This is a genomic window from Streptomyces sp. So13.3 (genome assembly GCF_005860785.2).
Lineage (GTDB): Bacteria > Actinomycetota > Actinomycetes > Streptomycetales > Streptomycetaceae > Actinacidiphila > Actinacidiphila fildesensis.
In genome coordinates this window covers 715,215-730,690 of the sequence record NZ_CP048835.1, presented here as the reverse complement: position 1 = coordinate 730,690, position 15,476 = coordinate 715,215, and the positions used below count along the sequence as shown (strand labels likewise).

Genomic DNA, 15,476 nt, shown 5'->3' with positions numbered 1-15,476 from the left:
CTCCCGACGCGTCTCGGCCGTCTTCTTGGCGCCCGGTTACGGGTTCCGGCCGCGTCCCCGCGTCCCCGTGTCCCCGCTGCGCCGGTGGAACGGACGAACTCGGCCTAGCTCACCGGAGGCTGGGACTGGGGCTGGGGCCGACGTGTCTCGCCGGGATGCAGCCTGGAGAAGCCGTTGATGCTTCCGGGGGCGAAGTGGGGGTGGTGGGACGCGGTGTGTTCGATGACCAGGATGGCCGCGTCGTCGAGGGGGTTACCGCCGACGTGGCTGAGCAGATCGCGATGGATGCGGTCCAACAGTGCGTCGGGGCTGCCGGCGGGGAAGGAGGCGACGCGTTCGGCGAGCGGATAGAACGCTCCGGCCGGTGAGCGGGCCTCGATCACCCCGTCGGTGTACAGGACGAGGATGTCGCCGGCCTCGAAGGTCAAGGGGTCGGTGGGGTGGACCGGGACCGGCGGTTCGCACATGCCCAGCGGGGGTGCTGAGTGGCGGGCGTACATCGCGGTGACCTGCCCGCCGTGCAGCAGCAGCGGCGGGGGATGCCCGCAGTTGATCATCTCGCCCTGCGGTCCTTCGTCGGGGATCTCCAGGACCAGGCAGGTGATGAAGTGCTCGCCGGGATCGTGCTCGGTGTCCGCGACGTCGTCCACGTTGCGGTACACGCTGTCCTCGAGGACGGCCACCAGCTCGGGCAGGGTGCCGTAGCGGTGGGCTCCCTCACGGAAGGCACCGAGCACCAGTGACGCCTCACCGATGGCGGCCAGACCGCTGCCTCGGACATCGCCGATCACCACCCGGGTCGCGGCATGTCCGGCGCGGGCGACGGCGAACAGGTCGCCCCCGATCTCCGTCTCCTCCTCGGCGGACAGATACAGCCACGCGATCCGCAAGGGCCCGACCCGGCGTGGCGGGGGCCGCAGGAGAACCCGCTGCGCTGTCTCCGCCACCGAGCGCGCCTGGACCAGCGCACGTTCCTGCCGCTCGCGAATGTGGCGGAGGAAGACCACCAGGGTGGAAAGGGCCGTCAGGGCGATGAGCTGGGCGATGTGGTTCGTAGTGGTCAGTCCGCCGTGGAACACGGCGATGACGATCTGAGCGGCCACCGCGAGGACCCCGGCCACCGCGGTGAGCCGGGCCCCGGCCAGGGAGGCGGTGAGGGCGGGGGCGATCACCAGCAGCGGGCCCAGATGGACTTCCGTCGGAGCCTGGAGGTCCACCACGGTGATCACGAAGATCAGCGCGAGTGGAATCGCCACCAGGCAGCGGCTCCATGGCTCCACCAGCAGGCGGTTCCCCGACCAGTGCCGGACACCCATGCATCCATTATCGGTGGCCCTCGGATCGGCGCATGGGGACTGCCTCGGCCGTCCGGGACCGGACCGCCTGAGGCACCTGGGACCGGGCTCCGGCCCCGGCTCCGGCCCCGGCCCCGGCTGAGAAGGGTAAGGGTCAGGGGCCGGGTCAGGTGGTCGCCACCAGCAGCTCCTCCCCGCTCGACGTGTGAAGGCCGTCTTCCCGGCCGGCGAAGTACCGCTGGTTGAGCTGGGACGCCGACACGTGCCGGGCTTCGGTGAATCCGGAGTCATGGGCCAGCGCCAGCATTTCCTGCGGCGCGTAGAAGCTGAGGAACGGCGTCCCGGCAGCTCTGGCCCCGTTCACCGCAACCTGGAGTCCTGGGCGGTTCTCCTCTTCGAGGAGCTCCAGGGGCAGTTGGAACGTCATGGCCAGCGTGGAGCCCGGGGCGAGCGACGCGAGCCGGCGCAGCGTGGCCGCGTTCGCCTCCTTCGTCAGGTACAGGGCGACTCCGGTGGAGGCGACCACCGCGGGTTGGTCCGGGTCGAATCCGGCGGCTGTCAGCCGGTCCCACCATGACCCGCCCGCCTCGAAGTCGAACGGCACGAGTCGCAGCCAGTCCGGGACGCCGAAGCCGAGCTCGGTCAGACGTCGGCGCTTCCAGGCCTGGGGCTCGGGCCGGTCGACCTCGAACACCCGCAAGCGGGAGGCTATCTCCGGCCGGCGCTGGGCGAAGGTGTCCAGGCCGGCACCCAGGACGATGTACTGCCCGACGCCGTTGCCGGCCTGCTCGACGACCAGATCCTCGATGAAGCGGGCCCGGGCCACGATCGACGCCCGGAACCAGCTGGTCGCGTCGGCGTCCATGTCCCCGCGGTGGCGCCACCCGTCTCCGGGGTCGGCCAACTGCAGGCCGATCTCGTCCTCCAGGACATGAGGCGGCGGATCGACCTGGACGTGCAGGGCCCGCCACAAGGCCACCCGCACTGCCGTGCTGTCCGGCGCCGCCGTCTGTTCGTCAGCCATGACGCACTCCCGCTCCGTGTCCCATGATCACTGCTGGGCCGGGGCCTGGAGGCTCCACAGGCGCCCGTCGGGGTCGCGGACGGTCATCTCCCTGGTCCCGAAGTGGGTGTCCTCGAACGGGGTGACCACCTCGACACCGGGGGCGGGCTGGAACGCCTCCGCGTCGGGCACCTTCAGCACGAGCCGCGTCTCGGGCTCCTTGTCCTGGGGGACCTCGGCGATGAACAGGTAGGGACCGTCGCCGTTGCGCAGCTGGCCGGAGTTGTGATCCGTCTCGAAGTCCAACTCGTAGCCCAGTCCCTGGAAGAACTTCGCCGACCTGCCCCAGTTGTGGGTCTCGATGAACACGGCTTCGATGCCTTCGGTCGTCATGTCAGCTCTCCTTGTCGGGCGGTCGCTCTTGCCGTGGATCGGGGCCATCGAGGTAGGCGCGCAGTGCCTCGGCCACCAGCGCCGACAGCGACAGCTCCGACTCGATGGCGCGGTGCTTGACCTGCTTGATCAACCCGATGGGCAGGTACACGTTGAACTGCTTCACATCCTCGTCTCCCACATGAGTATGCTAGCAAGCTAGGTCACTGAATTGCCAGCACCGCCGATACGAGACATCCCGGAACCGCGCCCGTGCGGTTCGTCAGGACAGTGGCGTCTTCGAGGTCTCCGTGGCCGCCACGTCCTCGTCCGGGTCGTGCTGCAGGCCGCGCTGCAGACCCAGGATGGCGACGACTGCCGCGACGGCCATGATCTCGGACATGGAGTAGAGGACCGTGCGAATGGAGTAGGCGAAGTCCAGACGGATGAAGGCCGGGATGGTTCCGGTGCCCGGGCCCTGGGACTGCGAGTACTTCGTTGCTAGCGCCGTCGCCTGATCGTGCGGCGTGCCCTGCGCGACGAGGGAGGACGTGATGTGCGAGCGGAACTGGGAGACCTGGGTCGTGCCGAGGATGGCGAGGCCCAGGCTGGCGGCGTAGTTCCGCACGGTCTGCGTGATGCCGGTCGCCTCGCCGTACGAAAGGCGTGATGCGCGGTTCACCGCGTCCGTACTGGCCGGGCCGAGCATGAATCCCATGCCCGCGCCCGCCAGGACCACGCTCCACACCTGCGAGCCGAAGTGCAGGTCGACGACCTTTCCGGCCCACCAGTAGAAGCCGACAGCGGCCAGCACGCACCCCAGGACCACCGGGCGCTTGGCGCCGCCCCGGTCCAGCATCCGCCCGCCGAGCTGTGCGGCGACCGCGAAGCCGAGGAAGAAGTAGAGCAGGTACAGACCCGTCTGCTGCGACGACTCTCCCAGCGAGATCTGGGCGTACTCACTGGCGAAGAAGAACACCGGGACGAACACCAGCATCGAGATGCCCAGAACGAGGTTCTCCACCAGGAACGCCCGGATGCGGAAGATCCGCACCTGCATCAGCGGCGACTCGGTCCGACGCTCCACCTGGACGAAGATCACCAGCAGTGCGGCGCCACCGACGATGCACAGCCAGATGCCGGGATTGCCCCAGCCCCAGATAGGCGCCTGCTGGAAGCCGAACACGCTCAGGGCCACACCGCTCGCGATCAGCACCAGGCCGCGGTAGTCCATCGGCGCCGGGCGGTGATCGGTCTGCGGGCGGGACCACAGGATCAGCAGGAGGGCGATCAGCGCCACCGGAATGTTGACCCAGAAGATCGCCCGCCAGGTCCATTCGGTGAGGTATCCGCCCAGGATCGGCCCGATGGCCGTCAGCCCGCCGGCGATGCCGAAGAACAACGCGAGCGCGCGCCCGCGCTCGCGCAGCGGGAACGTCTGGACGACGATCGCGAGCGCGGCAGGGAACATGATCGCTCCGCCCGCGGCCTGCAGGGCCCGGAAGACGACGATCCACGCCTGGGCCGCCCCGCCCTTCGGCGTGAGCCCGCACATGGCCGACGCACCGGCGAAGATGATCACGCCGAGCACGACCATCTTGCGGTGGCCCAGAGTGTCCGCCAGCCGGCCGCCGAAGGCGAACAGCGCCGCGAGGGAGAGCAGATAGGCGTTGACGGCCCATTGCACCCCGGTGCTGGTCAGCCCCAGTTCGCTCTGGATCTCGGGCACCGCGATGGACACGATGGTCTGGTCGATGAACGTCATCGCCACAGCGAAAATCATCGCTGTGAGAACGAGATTCTTGCTTCTGCCGCCGTTCGTGGCACCGGAAACAACCATGATCACTCCTCGGCTCAGTTTCCCATTGTGCGGTTGCCTCCCAGGTCGCGCCTGGCGAGCGCCGGCCCTCGGGTCGGGCGTGCGCCCCGCGGGGAATGTTGCGAAGGTGATCTTCGTCCGACCCCCATGGCCGGCCCGCCGGCCCGCCGGCCCGCCACCACACCGGTTGGGGAGACGGGATCCTGGCCGTTCTTGCATGACCATGCGTGATGATGCATAATCTTCCTATGTCTAAGGTCCTCACCTCTCTCCCCGCCGGCGAGCGCGTCGGCATCGCCTTCTCGGGCGGCCTCGATACCTCGGTCGCGGTCGCGTGGATGCGCGACAGGGGCGCCGTCCCCTGCACCTATACCGCCGACATCGGTCAGTACGACGAGCCGGACATCGCCTCGGTGCCCGGTCGTGCGAAGACCTACGGTGCCGAGATCGCGCGCCTGGTCGACTGCCGCGCCGCGCTGGTCGAGGAGGGCCTGGCCGCGCTCACCTGCGGGGCGTTCCACATCCGCTCGGGCGGGCGTGCCTACTTCAACACCACGCCGCTGGGCCGCGCCGTCACGGGCACGCTCCTGGTCCGGGCGATGCTCGACGACAACGTGCAGATCTGGGGCGACGGCTCGACCTTCAAGGGCAATGACATCGAGCGGTTCTACCGCTACGGCCTGCTCGCCAACCCGCACCTGCGGATCTACAAGCCCTGGCTGGACGCGGACTTCGTGACCGAGCTCGGCGGTCGTAAGGAAATGTCGGAGTGGCTCGTCGCCCACGACCTGCCCTACCGCGACAGCACGGAGAAGGCGTACTCCACCGACGCCAACATCTGGGGTGCCACCCACGAGGCCAAGACGCTGGAGCACCTGGACACCGGTGTGGAGACCGTGGAGCCCATCATGGGCGTGCGGTTCTGGGACCCGACGGTCGAGATCGCCACCGAGGACGTGACGATCGGCTTCGACCAGGGCCGCCCGGTGACGGTCAACGGCAAGGAGTTCACCTCCGCTGTCGACCTGGTCATGGAGGCGAACGCCATCGGCGGCCGGCACGGCATGGGTATGTCGGACCAGATCGAGAACCGGATCATCGAGGCCAAGAGCCGCGGTATCTACGAGGCGCCCGGCATGGCGCTGCTGCACGCGGCGTACGAGCGCCTCGTGAACGCGATCCACAACGAGGACACCGTCGCCCAGTACCACAACGAGGGACGGCGCCTCGGCCGGCTGATGTACGAGGGCCGCTGGCTGGACCCGCAGGCGCTGATGGTGCGTGAGTCCCTGCAACGCTGGGTCGGCACGGCCGTCACCGGTGAGGTGACGCTGCGACTGCGGCGCGGTGAGGACTACTCGATCCTCAACACCACGGGACCGGCGTTCAGTTACCACCCGGACAAGCTGTCCATGGAGCGCACCGAGGACTCCGCGTTCGGCCCGGTGGACCGGATCGGCCAGCTCACCATGCGTAACCTCGACATCGCCGACTCGCGCGCCAAGCTGGAGCAGTACGCCGCGCTCGGTCTGATCGGTACGGCGAATCCCGCCATCGGTGCCGCCCAGGCGGCCGCGACCGGGCTGATCGGCAGCATGCCGGAGGGCGGCGCCGAGGCCATCGCCTCCCGCGGCGAGGTCTCCGACGACGACGAGATGCTGGACCGCGCCGCGATGGAGTTCGGCACGGACTAACCGGTCCGGTCGAGCGGAGGGCCGTCGAGCCGAAGGCTCGGCACGTGAGGGGCACGCACCACCGGACAGGCCGGCCAGGCGCCAAGGGCGTCGGGCCGGCCTGTCCCGTTGTGCGTGCCCTTGTGGCGAGGAAGGGTCGCAGGCGCTGGGCCTCAACCTCGGCGGCCCCGCCTGATCAGGCCGCCGCCAGTGCCTCGATCTCGACCCGGAATGCCGGATTCACCAGACCGCTGACCTGTACCAGCGAGCTGGCCGGCGGATTCTCCAGCGAGATGTACTCGTCACGCACCCGCCTCACAACGTCCAGGTCCGCGAGATCGGTCAAGAAGTACGTCAGCTTGACGAGCTGCTCCATATCGGCGCCGGCCGCAGCGAGAGCCGTCCTGAGGTTCTCGAAAACCTGCCGTACCTGGGCCTCCGGGTCGCCGTCCCCGACCAGTTGCCCCTTCCCGTCCAGCGGCACCTGACCGGAGATGACGACCATGCGCCCGCTGAAAGAGACGGCGTGGCTGTACCCGTTGACCGGTGGCAGACCGTCCGGTCGGAGATGGTGCTGCTGCATGGGATCCCCCTGGAGTCGACGTTGGGAGTCGCGCCCGGTCCAGGACCTGCCGACTCACACTTGGGAACGAACCTACTGGTCGGAGCGCCGCGCTGAGAAGGGCCGCCGGATGGTGGGGAAGTGGGGTTATCGGTAGTCCTCGGGGTGGCCCTGCATCCAGGTGTTGATCTTGTCGCGGGTGGCCAGGAGGAGGGCCTGGTGCTTCTTGAGGTTGGCGTAGGAGCGGTCCGTGCCCAGCGTGTCCCAGAGTTCCTTGGTCCGGGCGAGCGGTGCGGTGAAATGGCCGGGGCCCTGGGGGTCCGCCTTCATGGCCTTTTCCATGCGGGTGAGTTCGTCGTTCACGCGGCCCAGGAAGTAGGCGCAGTTCCCTGGCGTGCAGCCGTCCTGGAAGGTGGCTTGGAGTCCCGCGAAGGCGTCGCGAACCTTCTCGGCCTGTGGTTCCGATGAGGCGGTGCCCGGATCGGCCGGCTGCTGGGCCGGTGAATCCGGGGGAGTCGAGGTTGTCCCTGCACCGGTGCTGGTGGCCGCTGGTATGGGAGTTGCGGGCTTGTCAGGGCCGGCGGAGCAGGAGGCCAGGGCAAGCACGCTCAGGAGCAGCGCCACTGTGGCGGGGGTACGTCGGCGCCGGTACTGGGGCACGGGGTGTCCGTTCGTTGTGAGCTGGTCCGCTCTTGCGGGCGGTCTCGTGCTCGGTTCGCGTCGCGGGAGGTGACGTCACCGTCGTTCCAGGGGCGCAGGAGCAGGCCGGGTGCGGATGCGGTGGCATCCGTCCGCAACGTGGTCATCGAGCTGCCCCCTGAGTGAAATGATCACTCATTTGACCACGGGGGCGCCGCGTCGGTGCCGTTTCCCCGATCCCGGCACACCGGCCCCGGTACGGTTCCTGCCGGCGTTCGACAACGTGATCCTCGGCTACCACGACCGCAGCCGGATCATCGATGACGTCCATCGCGGCTTGTCGGTCACCGGCGCTCGCGTCGTCCTGGTCGACGGCCGGGCCGCAGCGACCTGGGGCGTCGAGGCCGGCACCGTGGTCGTCACCCCGCTGGGCCGCTTCGCCCGAGCGGACCGCACCGCCGTCGCCGAACAGGGGCAGGCGCTGGCGTCGTTCCTCTCCGACGACGACAGCGACCGGGTACGGATCGCCGCGTCGTCCCACTGAGCAGCGCACCGGATCGCTCTGCTCGGGACCGCGCCGGTAGGAGGCGTGCTCAGCGGTTCAGCAGGTCGTCCAGCTCGGCGGCGTAGAGCAGCGCGGGGTCGAATCCCATTCCGGTGAAGTGGCCGGCGAGTTCGAGGGACAGGACGCCGTGCAGCCGCGTCCAGAACCTCATGCCGCGGTGGAGGGCGGCGGCGGGGGCGGGGTGGCCGTCGGCCCACTGCCGGTGCTCTTCGAGGTGCGTGTCGAACGAGGTCGCGGGGCCGTTCGCGGGCAGCGCGCTGACGGCGTCGAGCACCATCGTCATCGTGAGAGCCGCGATCGCGGTGATGTCGTCGGGCGCGTGGTAGCCCGGCACGGGTGTGCCGTAGATGAGGAAGTACCGGTGGGGGTCGTCGAGCGCCCATCCGCGGAGGACCTGGGCCAGCGTGGCCGCGTCGGGGCCGGGGCGGGAGGCCGTGCGGAGGGTGTCCGCGAGGCTTTGGTACGCGTCCCGGATGAGCTCGGTGATCAGCTCGTCGCGGCTGGCGAAGTACCGGTAGAGCGCGGGTCCGCTCATGCCCATCTGTTTGGAGATCGCGTTGAGCGAGAGCGCGGTCGCGCCTGACGTGGCGATCTGTTCCCACGCGTGCTTCTTGATGTCCGCACGCACTTGGGCGCGGTAGCGCTCGCGCGGGGTCGTCGTGCTCGTTTCCGTCATGCCTGCCACCGTCCGCACTGTCTGCCGAGGTTATATGTTCAATGTTTAGTTAGAACCTATCATGAAAGCTCTTGACGTTCCCTCTCGATCTGCGTTACAACTTCTAACGAACGCGAAACAGCGTAACCAACCGAAGCGCAGTGGAGGTCGTCATGAACGCTCAGGGACTCGTCGAAGTAGTGCTGCCGGGCAAGGTCGAGCCGGAAGGGCTGCAGATCCGGCACGGAGCCGTCCCCACCGTGGGTCCGGGCCAGGTCCTGATCCGGATGGAGGCCACCGGGATCTCCTTCGCCGAGCAGCAGATGCGCCGCGGCCGGTACTACGACCAGCCTCCCTTCCCGTTCGTGCCCGGTTACGACCTGGTCGGCACCGTCCTCGCGACCGGCGAAGGCGTCGAGCCGGGCCTGGCCGGCACCCGGGTGGCCGCACTGGTCAAGGTCGGCGGCTGGGCCAGTCACGTGCTCGTCGACGCGGCGGACGCGGTGCCGGTGCCCGACGGGATCGACGCGGCGGAGGCGGAGACCGTGGTGGTCAACGGCATCACCGCCTGGCAGATGCTGCACCGCACGGCACGCATCCGCTCAGGACAGACCGTCCTGGTGCACGGCGCCAACGGCGGTGTCGGCTCGGTCCTGGTCCAACTCGCCCTCGCCGCAGGCGTGAAGGTGATCGGTACGGCCTCCGCGCGCCACCACGACGCCCTGCGGGAACGCGGCGTCACCCCCATCGACTACCGCGACCAGGACGTCGCGACGCGGGTCCGCGCACTCGCTCCCGGCGGGGTCGACGCCGTCTTCGACCACATCGGCGGCCGCAGCGTTGTCGACTCCTGGAGCCTTCTCGCACCCGGCGGCACGCTGGTCGCCTACGGCAGTGCCTCCACCCGGGACGACGAGGGATCCAAGCAGTGGCCCGTGCTCAAGCTGCTCGGCCGGGTGTGGCTGTGGAACGCGCTGCCGAACCGCCGCCGCGCCTACTTCTTCAACGTCTGGGCCGGCCGGGCCCTGTCCAAGAACCGGTTCCGGGCCCGGCTGCACACCGACCTCACTCAGGTCTTCGCCGCCCTGCAGCGCGGCGACATCACCGCTCAGATCGCCGCCCAACTGCCCCTCTCCCGGGCCGCCGACGCGATGCGGCTGGCCGAATCCGGCACCGTCGCCGGAAAGATCGTGCTGAACCCCTGACGCATCCGGTCCGCCGCCACTGATCGCACGCCGCCGTCCCTGCAGACCCAAGAGAGAACGCGAGGAACCGCCATGACCACCACGCCGACCCGCACGCACATCTCCACCACCAGGCTCCGCCGGGCGCGGCTGCTCATACCCGCGGCGGTCGCCGCGCTGGCCTTCACCGCCACGGCCGCCGCCGCGGACAGCTCGCCGACAACCGCGGCCGAGCGGACCGTCTCCGCCCAGGACCACCGGGGGGCCGCGAACAAGCCACAGGTGATGCTCGACGCATGGCTGCGCCTCTGGAACGGCGATCTCGCACAGGCGCCGCGCATCATCTCTCCTCGCCTCCGGGTGCACGCCGCCCTGCTCGACGGCGGTGACGGCAGTTCCATCAGAGGCGTCGACGGCCTGGTGAACTGGATCACGCAGACGCGCGCGGCGTTCCCGGATCTGCGCTTCACCACGGAGGTCGGCCCGCTGGTCGACGGCCGCTACGGTTCCGTGCGTTGGAAGGCCACGGGCACCTATGCCGGCGGCTTCCCCGGGGCCAAGGCCAAACCCGGAACGGTGGTGACCTTCACCGGCACCGACACGCTCCGCATGCAGGACGGCAAGTTCGTGGAGTACTGGGTCAATACCGACACCCTGCTCTGGCTCACTCAGCTCCAGGCGCTCTGAACCGCATGCCGGCCCCCTGTCATCGCCGCCCCCTCGCCGCGCACAAGGTAAGTGACGCACGTCACGTTCGGCCCTGTCACATCCGGCCGAGCTGATCCGTCAAGTAGTTGTCACCAGCAGGAACGGCATAGGAGTGCATCATGGATGCTCGCTTGAACCTTTACGGCAACCCGGGCGCGGCCAAGTTCTTCAAGTACATCAACTCGGCCGGCAAGGCGATCTCGGACTCGACGCTGCCGGGCGCGACGCAGGAACTGGTGAAGATCCGTGCCAGTCAGATCAATGGCTGCGGTTTCTGCACCGACATGCACACCAAGGACGCCACGCACGCCGGGGAGACCTCGACCCGTCTCAACCTGGTCGCGGCCTGGAGGGAGGCGAAGGTGTTCACTGATGCCGAGCGCGCCGCCCTGGAGCTGACGGAGCAGGGCACCCGCATCGCCGACGCGGCCGGAGGCGTGCCGGACGACGCGTGGGCGAATGCCGCCAAGCACTTCGACGAGGACCAGCTCGCCGCACTGGTGTGCCTCATCGCCCTCATCAACGCCTACAACCGCGTGAACGTGCTCGTCCAGCAGCCCGCCGGCGACTACCAGCCCGGCCAGTTCGGATAGTCGGGACTGCCTGGCCGGGACCGGTCAGCGCGAAGGCCGGCGGCCGGAGCCCCAACGGGGGGCTCCGGCCGCGTGCTGTTGGGTGCGGCCGCTCGTGGAATCCACCGCCGCACAGAGTTTCCCTGAGCGCGGCGTGCTTACAGACTGAGCGCGTCCTCCGCGTTGTCCATCCACGCGGTCACGGAGTTCTTGGGTGAGACGTACAGCTTGGGAGTCGCTGCCTTGAGCGGCGTCTGTGCCACATCCGACTCGGTGTCCATGGTCATCGCGATCGAGTTGACGGTCTTGCCCTTGCCGTCGTTCGCGCCGCCCATGAGCCCGGCGTAGGCGGACTTGCCCGGCTCGAGCCGGATCGCCTTCTCGATGGCGGGGGCCGTGCCGCGCTGGTTGGCCTGCCCGTCCAGCTCGCCGAAGGTCACGCTCGGGTGACCGAGTGCCTTGCAGGCCTTGGTGCCCTTGTTGGTGATCTTCAGCAGGTAGCTGCTGGTCGTGGGCTCCGCCAGGGTCGCGGTGAACTTGAGGTCGTGCGTGCTGCACGGGAAGACGTCGTAATCGGGGTCGGACGACGAGCCGCCGCCGGTCGAGCCCTTGCTCGGGGACGCAACGGGCTTCGCCGGCTTGGACGGCGTCGCGGGCTTCGTCGGGCTCGCGGCCTTCGTCGGGCTCGCGCTGGGCCCGTCGGCTCCACCCGCCGCGTCGTCGTCGCTGGGCCCACAGGCGGTCAGAGCCAGCGCGGATACGGCGACGAGGACGACGGCGGCTCTGCGAACGGTGCTCATGTGGTGTTCCCCCCGATGAGAAGCGCGAGTGTGCGCTTGGCTGAGAACAACCCTCCCGCAGAACCTTCACAGCTTGGTGACGGTGTCTTGCCGACTCGACGACGATTGCCGGCGCGTCGCATCAAGAACGCCGTGCAGCGGTCTCAAGCGCGGTGCGGGGCGGTCACCGACTTGGCCCCGATGAGGATTCGGTAGCGCTCCCGGGCCGCGAAGTCGGCCAGGCTCCAAACGGCCGGACGGCCGACCTCCGCGCAGAGGTGCAGGACCGTGTCCTCGTCCATCCAGACGCCGACGTGGGCGCCGTAGGGATCGTCGGTCCCGTTGAAGAGGAGCAGGTCGAGCGGTTTGACGATCTGGGCGCGCACGGTGGATTCCGTGTCGTCCCAGAGGTCGCTGGAGCGCAGCGCAGGCGGGGTCAGGCCGAAGTGCCGGAGTACCTCGTAGGCGAACAACTGGCAGTTGGCGCCGGCCGCGAGGCCGGGCTCGCGGGCGACGGCCGTCGATCCCGGGAAGCGGGAGCCCACGTACGGAACCGTCCAGAAGTGGGCCGGAAGCCGGGGGAGGAGCGGTCCCATGGTGTCCACCTCAGACGATCGGACCAAGAGCGAACCTGGGGAGTCGGGTTCGTAGCGCAGAGTACGACGTCGGGCCCCGAGGAGGGCTCGGGCGGCGAGAGCGCGGTGGCGGGGTCGCCGACCGACGTGCCCCGGTGCTCGCGATGAGCCACAAGATTTCCGGTCGATAACAGTTGCACGATCAACGTTGGCGGCCTGGACGGATCCGTCCCGGCCACGAGCTGACCCGGAGGGGCTCGCGTTGGCCGTCGAAGCGCTCAGCGCGCGGTGGCGGCCAGTTGCTCGTGCAGGACCGTGCTCAGGGCGACGGGTTCGCGGCCGAGCAAGGTGGCCAATGTGGGGTCGACGGCGGCGAATTCGCCGGCGCGGCTGGCGGTGAAGACGCCCAGGAGTTGGTCCGCCGCCTCGGCGGGGACGCCGTGCCCCGACAACTGCTCCCGGAACTGGTCATCGGTCGCGGTGATCCTGGTGAAGGTGCGGCCCGTGCCATCGGTGGCGATGCCGGCGATGTCGTCGAAGGTGAGCGCCTGGGCCGCGGTGAGCGGCGGCGTCGGGCCGTCGAAGCAGCCTTCGTCAGCCAGGATCGCGGCGGCCGCGTCGGCGAGGTCGGCGTGCGCGGTCCAGCTGACCGGCCCGTCCGCCGGGAGTTCGACGCGGCCGGATTCCAGCGCCTGGCCGAGGAACTGCAACGCATTGGCGGTGTAGAAGCCGTTGCGCAGCGAGGTGAACGGCACGCCGGAGGCGCGCAGTGCTTCCTCGGTGGCGGCGTGGTCGCGGCAGGGCTGGAACTGCGATCCGGCGCCGGCGCCCATGTGGCTGGTGTAGAGGATGCGGCGGGCACCGGCCGCGACGGCCCCGTCTATCGCGGCGCGGTGCTGCCGCACGGCCTCCTCTCCCATCTTGTCGACGGAGACGATCAGTACCTGGGTGGCGCCCTCGAAGGCGTGGGCGAGGCTGTCGGCGTCGGTGAAGCTGCCGTGCCGTACCCGTACCCCTTGGTCGGCGAACGTCTGTGCCTTCTGCGGATCGCGGACGCTGACGCCGATCCGGGCCGCCGGCACGCGCGTCAACAGCCTCTCGACGATCTGACGGCCGAGCTGTCCGGTGGCTCCGGTCACGATGATCATGATGCACTCCCAGTGTGATGTGGTTCCAGTGGAATCACACTGAGCGTATCACTGATAATAACGACGGAACCATCAGTGGTGTATCGTTGATATATGCCACCGCCTCCACGCGCCCGGAACAGCGCTCCCGCCGTCGAACCCGACACCGCAGCCGCAGCGGAGCCCCGGCAGCGGGTCATCGAGGCCGCCGCCGACCTGCTGGCGCGCGAGGGCCGCGACGCGGTCACCACCCGCGCGGTCGCGGTCGCGGCAGGCTTGCAGCCACCGGCCATCTATCGGCTGTTCGGCGACAAGGACGGGCTGCTCGAGGCGGTGGCCGAGCACGGCTTCGCCGCGTTCCTCGCGACCAAGCACGTCGACCCCGATCCGCCGGACCTCATCGAGGACCTGCGGTCCGGCTGGGACCTGGCGGTGGAGTTCGGTCTGGACAATCCCGCGCTGTACACGCTGATGTACAGCGAGCCCACCAGAGCCACGTCGGCCGCCTTCAAGGCCGGTATGGAGATCCTCATGGGCCGGATCCGCCGGCTCGCCGCCGGCGGCTGGCTGCGCGTCGATGAGGAACTCGCGGCCACACTCATCCACGCCACGGCACGCGGAGCTGTTCTGACGTGGCTCTCCCTGCCCGAAGACCGGCGCAATCCCGCTCTGTTGACCACCCTGCGGGAGTCCGTGGTCGCCGCCGTGACCAACCAGGAGCCGGCCGTGCAGGACGCCGGCCCAGCCGGCGCCGCCCGCGCCCTGCGCGCCGCGCTCCCCGAACAGACGACCCTCAGCAGCGGGGAACAGCATCTCCTGAGCGAGTGGCTGGACCGCCTGGCCTCGGAGGGCTGACCCGGACCCAGGTGGGGGGCCTGGTTTCGGGAGTTCGGAATCGGCTACGGGTCCAACCTGTTGGCGTCCGGATCCGGCCGGTAGCTCGCGAGGGCGCTTCGCCGTGAGGGTACTTCCCTGGCTTCGGCCGCGGTGGCCTGGGCGAGGAGCTTCAGGGCGGCCTGGGAGGCCGAGCCGGGGCGGTGGTGACCATGACCACGGACTGCTCGGGTTCGGATGCCCCGGTCAGGGTCTGCTGTCTGACCGTCAGGGTGCCGACCAGCGGATGCCGTAGCTCGTACTCGGCGGTGTCGCAGGCGCGCACCCGGTGGTCGGCCCACATGCCCGCGAACTCGGTGCTCCGCGTGGTCAGCTCACCGATGAGCGAGGTGAGCCGGGTGTCCTGCGGATGCCGTCCCGCCACCAGCCGGAGATTGCCGACCACGGCTCGGGCCTTCGCCGGCCAGTCGACGTACAGCTCGCGGATGTGAGCGTCCAGGAAGACCAGCCGCGCCATGTTCGGACGGTCCGCCGGGCGCTCGGGACCGGTCGGGTCCACATGCCCGGCCAGCAGTGCGTGTCCCAGCGTGTTCCAGGCCAGCACGTCACTGCGGCGCCCGGTGACGACGACGGGTACTTCGTCCAGGGCACTCACCAGGTCGCGGACGGCCGGGGCGAGCCGCTCGGCGGGAGGGCGGCGGACCGTGCGCCGGTGTCGGCAGGCAGTGGCCAGGTCACGCAGGTGAAGCCGCTCCGTCTCCTCCAGGCGCAGCGCGCGGGCGATGGCGTCCAGCACCTCCACGGAGGCGTGGCAGGAGGCCCCTTGCTCCAGACGCGTGTAGTAGGAGGAGCTCACGCCCGCCAGAAGCGCCAGTTCCTCACGTCGCAGGCCCGGAACCCGGCGGCGGTCGCCGTAGGTCGGCAGGCCGACGTCCTGCGGTTGCAGCTGGGCCCGACGCGCCTGCAGGAAGGTGCCGAGCTGTCCGTGTGCGTCCATGGCCCCGAGTATGCGGCGCCTACGCCACAAGCAGCCTGCCCCAGCCAGGGATAGGCAGAGCCGGGGCTGGTTGCCCACTGCCGACCGCACCCACAGTGAGGCCTGGTGCAGGGCAGA

At 69.5% G+C, this 15,476-nt stretch carries 17 protein-coding genes and 1 pseudogene; 6 read left to right on the top strand and 12 right to left on the bottom strand.

Annotated features, from left to right (window positions below; all coding sequences use genetic code 11):
* Nucleotides 1-104: 104 nt before the first annotated feature.
* From C8250_RS03435 to C8250_RS03415, 5 genes are all read right to left on the bottom strand, one after another.
* On the bottom strand, nucleotides 105-1,316 hold the full coding sequence (locus C8250_RS03435) for a PP2C family protein-serine/threonine phosphatase (protein WP_138354626.1): 1,212 nt from the start codon (nucleotides 1,314-1,316) through the stop codon (nucleotides 105-107).
* Nucleotides 1,317-1,461: 145 nt separating this feature from the next.
* Nucleotides 1,462-2,319, bottom strand: a complete 858-nt coding sequence (locus C8250_RS03430) for a class I SAM-dependent methyltransferase (RefSeq protein WP_138354627.1) — start codon at nucleotides 2,317-2,319, stop codon at nucleotides 1,462-1,464.
* 27 nt (nucleotides 2,320-2,346) lie between these two features.
* On the bottom strand, nucleotides 2,347-2,691 hold the full coding sequence (locus tag C8250_RS03425) for a VOC family protein (protein ID WP_138354628.1): 345 nt from the start codon (nucleotides 2,689-2,691) through the stop codon (nucleotides 2,347-2,349).
* 1 nt (nucleotide 2,692) lies between these two features.
* Nucleotides 2,693-2,872, bottom strand: coding sequence for a CopG family transcriptional regulator (locus C8250_RS03420; RefSeq protein WP_138354629.1), 180 nt, complete (start codon nucleotides 2,870-2,872; stop codon nucleotides 2,693-2,695).
* 81 nt (nucleotides 2,873-2,953) lie between these two features.
* Complete coding sequence (locus C8250_RS03415) at nucleotides 2,954-4,453, bottom strand: MFS transporter (protein WP_274599394.1); 1,500 nt, start codon at nucleotides 4,451-4,453, stop codon at nucleotides 2,954-2,956.
* Between the two features lie 284 nt (nucleotides 4,454-4,737).
* Here C8250_RS03415 and argG point away from each other — a divergent pair, with 284 nt between their 5' ends.
* A complete protein-coding gene (argG, locus tag C8250_RS03410) occupies nucleotides 4,738-6,183 on the top strand; it encodes an argininosuccinate synthase (protein ID WP_138354631.1) in 1,446 nt (481 codons plus the stop codon).
* Between the two features lie 175 nt (nucleotides 6,184-6,358).
* On the opposite strand, the gene C8250_RS03405 is transcribed toward argG, so the two are convergent.
* The gene (locus C8250_RS03405; RefSeq protein ID WP_138354632.1) at nucleotides 6,359-6,745 is read right to left on the bottom strand and encodes a RidA family protein; all 387 of its coding nucleotides are present in this window, start codon (nucleotides 6,743-6,745) and stop codon (nucleotides 6,359-6,361) included.
* A 126-nt stretch (nucleotides 6,746-6,871) separates the two neighbouring features.
* The gene (locus C8250_RS43310; protein WP_239069452.1) at nucleotides 6,872-7,087 is read right to left on the bottom strand and encodes a hypothetical protein; all 216 of its coding nucleotides are present in this window, start codon (nucleotides 7,085-7,087) and stop codon (nucleotides 6,872-6,874) included.
* Between the two features lie 508 nt (nucleotides 7,088-7,595).
* On the opposite strand from C8250_RS43310, the pseudogene C8250_RS03395 reads away from it, so the two are divergent.
* Nucleotides 7,596-7,907: pseudogene (locus tag C8250_RS03395) on the top strand (crosslink repair DNA glycosylase YcaQ family protein); the annotation flags it as partial.
* Between the two features lie 49 nt (nucleotides 7,908-7,956).
* Here the strand turns inward: C8250_RS03395 and C8250_RS03390 are convergent.
* Nucleotides 7,957-8,604 carry a TetR/AcrR family transcriptional regulator gene (locus C8250_RS03390; protein ID WP_138354634.1) on the bottom strand — a complete coding sequence of 216 codons (648 nt, stop codon included), beginning with the start codon at nucleotides 8,602-8,604 and terminating at the stop codon, nucleotides 7,957-7,959.
* A gap of 152 nt (nucleotides 8,605-8,756) precedes the next feature.
* Between C8250_RS03390 and C8250_RS03385 the strand changes: the two genes are divergently transcribed.
* The 3 genes from C8250_RS03385 to C8250_RS03375 all read left to right on the top strand — a co-directional run bounded on the left by C8250_RS03385 (nucleotide 8,757) and on the right by C8250_RS03375 (nucleotide 11,068).
* Nucleotides 8,757-9,788 carry a medium chain dehydrogenase/reductase family protein gene (locus tag C8250_RS03385; protein ID WP_138354635.1) on the top strand — a complete coding sequence of 344 codons (1,032 nt, stop codon included), beginning with the start codon at nucleotides 8,757-8,759 and terminating at the stop codon, nucleotides 9,786-9,788.
* A gap of 72 nt (nucleotides 9,789-9,860) precedes the next feature.
* Nucleotides 9,861-10,454, top strand: coding sequence for an ester cyclase (locus C8250_RS03380; protein ID WP_198357712.1), 594 nt, complete (start codon nucleotides 9,861-9,863; stop codon nucleotides 10,452-10,454).
* Nucleotides 10,455-10,594: 140 nt separating this feature from the next.
* Nucleotides 10,595-11,068, top strand: coding sequence for a carboxymuconolactone decarboxylase family protein (locus C8250_RS03375; RefSeq protein ID WP_138354636.1), 474 nt, complete (start codon nucleotides 10,595-10,597; stop codon nucleotides 11,066-11,068).
* A 137-nt stretch (nucleotides 11,069-11,205) separates the two neighbouring features.
* Here C8250_RS03375 and C8250_RS03370 read toward each other — a convergent pair whose 3' ends face one another.
* The 3 genes from C8250_RS03370 to C8250_RS03360 all read right to left on the bottom strand — a co-directional run bounded on the left by C8250_RS03370 (nucleotide 11,206) and on the right by C8250_RS03360 (nucleotide 13,549).
* Entirely contained in the window at nucleotides 11,206-11,847 is a 642-nt protein-coding gene (locus C8250_RS03370) for a DUF4232 domain-containing protein (protein ID WP_138354637.1), read from the bottom strand.
* A gap of 143 nt (nucleotides 11,848-11,990) precedes the next feature.
* Nucleotides 11,991-12,422, bottom strand: a complete 432-nt coding sequence (locus C8250_RS03365; protein ID WP_138354638.1) for a hydrolase — start codon at nucleotides 12,420-12,422, stop codon at nucleotides 11,991-11,993.
* A gap of 257 nt (nucleotides 12,423-12,679) precedes the next feature.
* The gene (locus C8250_RS03360) at nucleotides 12,680-13,549 is read right to left on the bottom strand and encodes an NAD(P)H-binding protein (RefSeq protein WP_138354639.1); all 870 of its coding nucleotides are present in this window, start codon (nucleotides 13,547-13,549) and stop codon (nucleotides 12,680-12,682) included.
* Nucleotides 13,550-13,642: 93 nt separating this feature from the next.
* Here C8250_RS03360 and C8250_RS03355 point away from each other — a divergent pair, with 93 nt between their 5' ends.
* A complete protein-coding gene (locus C8250_RS03355; RefSeq protein WP_138354640.1) occupies nucleotides 13,643-14,383 on the top strand; it encodes a TetR/AcrR family transcriptional regulator in 741 nt (246 codons plus the stop codon).
* A gap of 151 nt (nucleotides 14,384-14,534) precedes the next feature.
* Here the strand turns inward: C8250_RS03355 and C8250_RS03350 are convergent, their stop codons facing one another.
* Nucleotides 14,535-15,359, bottom strand: coding sequence for a helix-turn-helix transcriptional regulator (locus tag C8250_RS03350; protein ID WP_187144717.1), 825 nt, complete (start codon nucleotides 15,357-15,359; stop codon nucleotides 14,535-14,537).
* Between the last annotated feature and the right edge of the window lie 117 nt (nucleotides 15,360-15,476).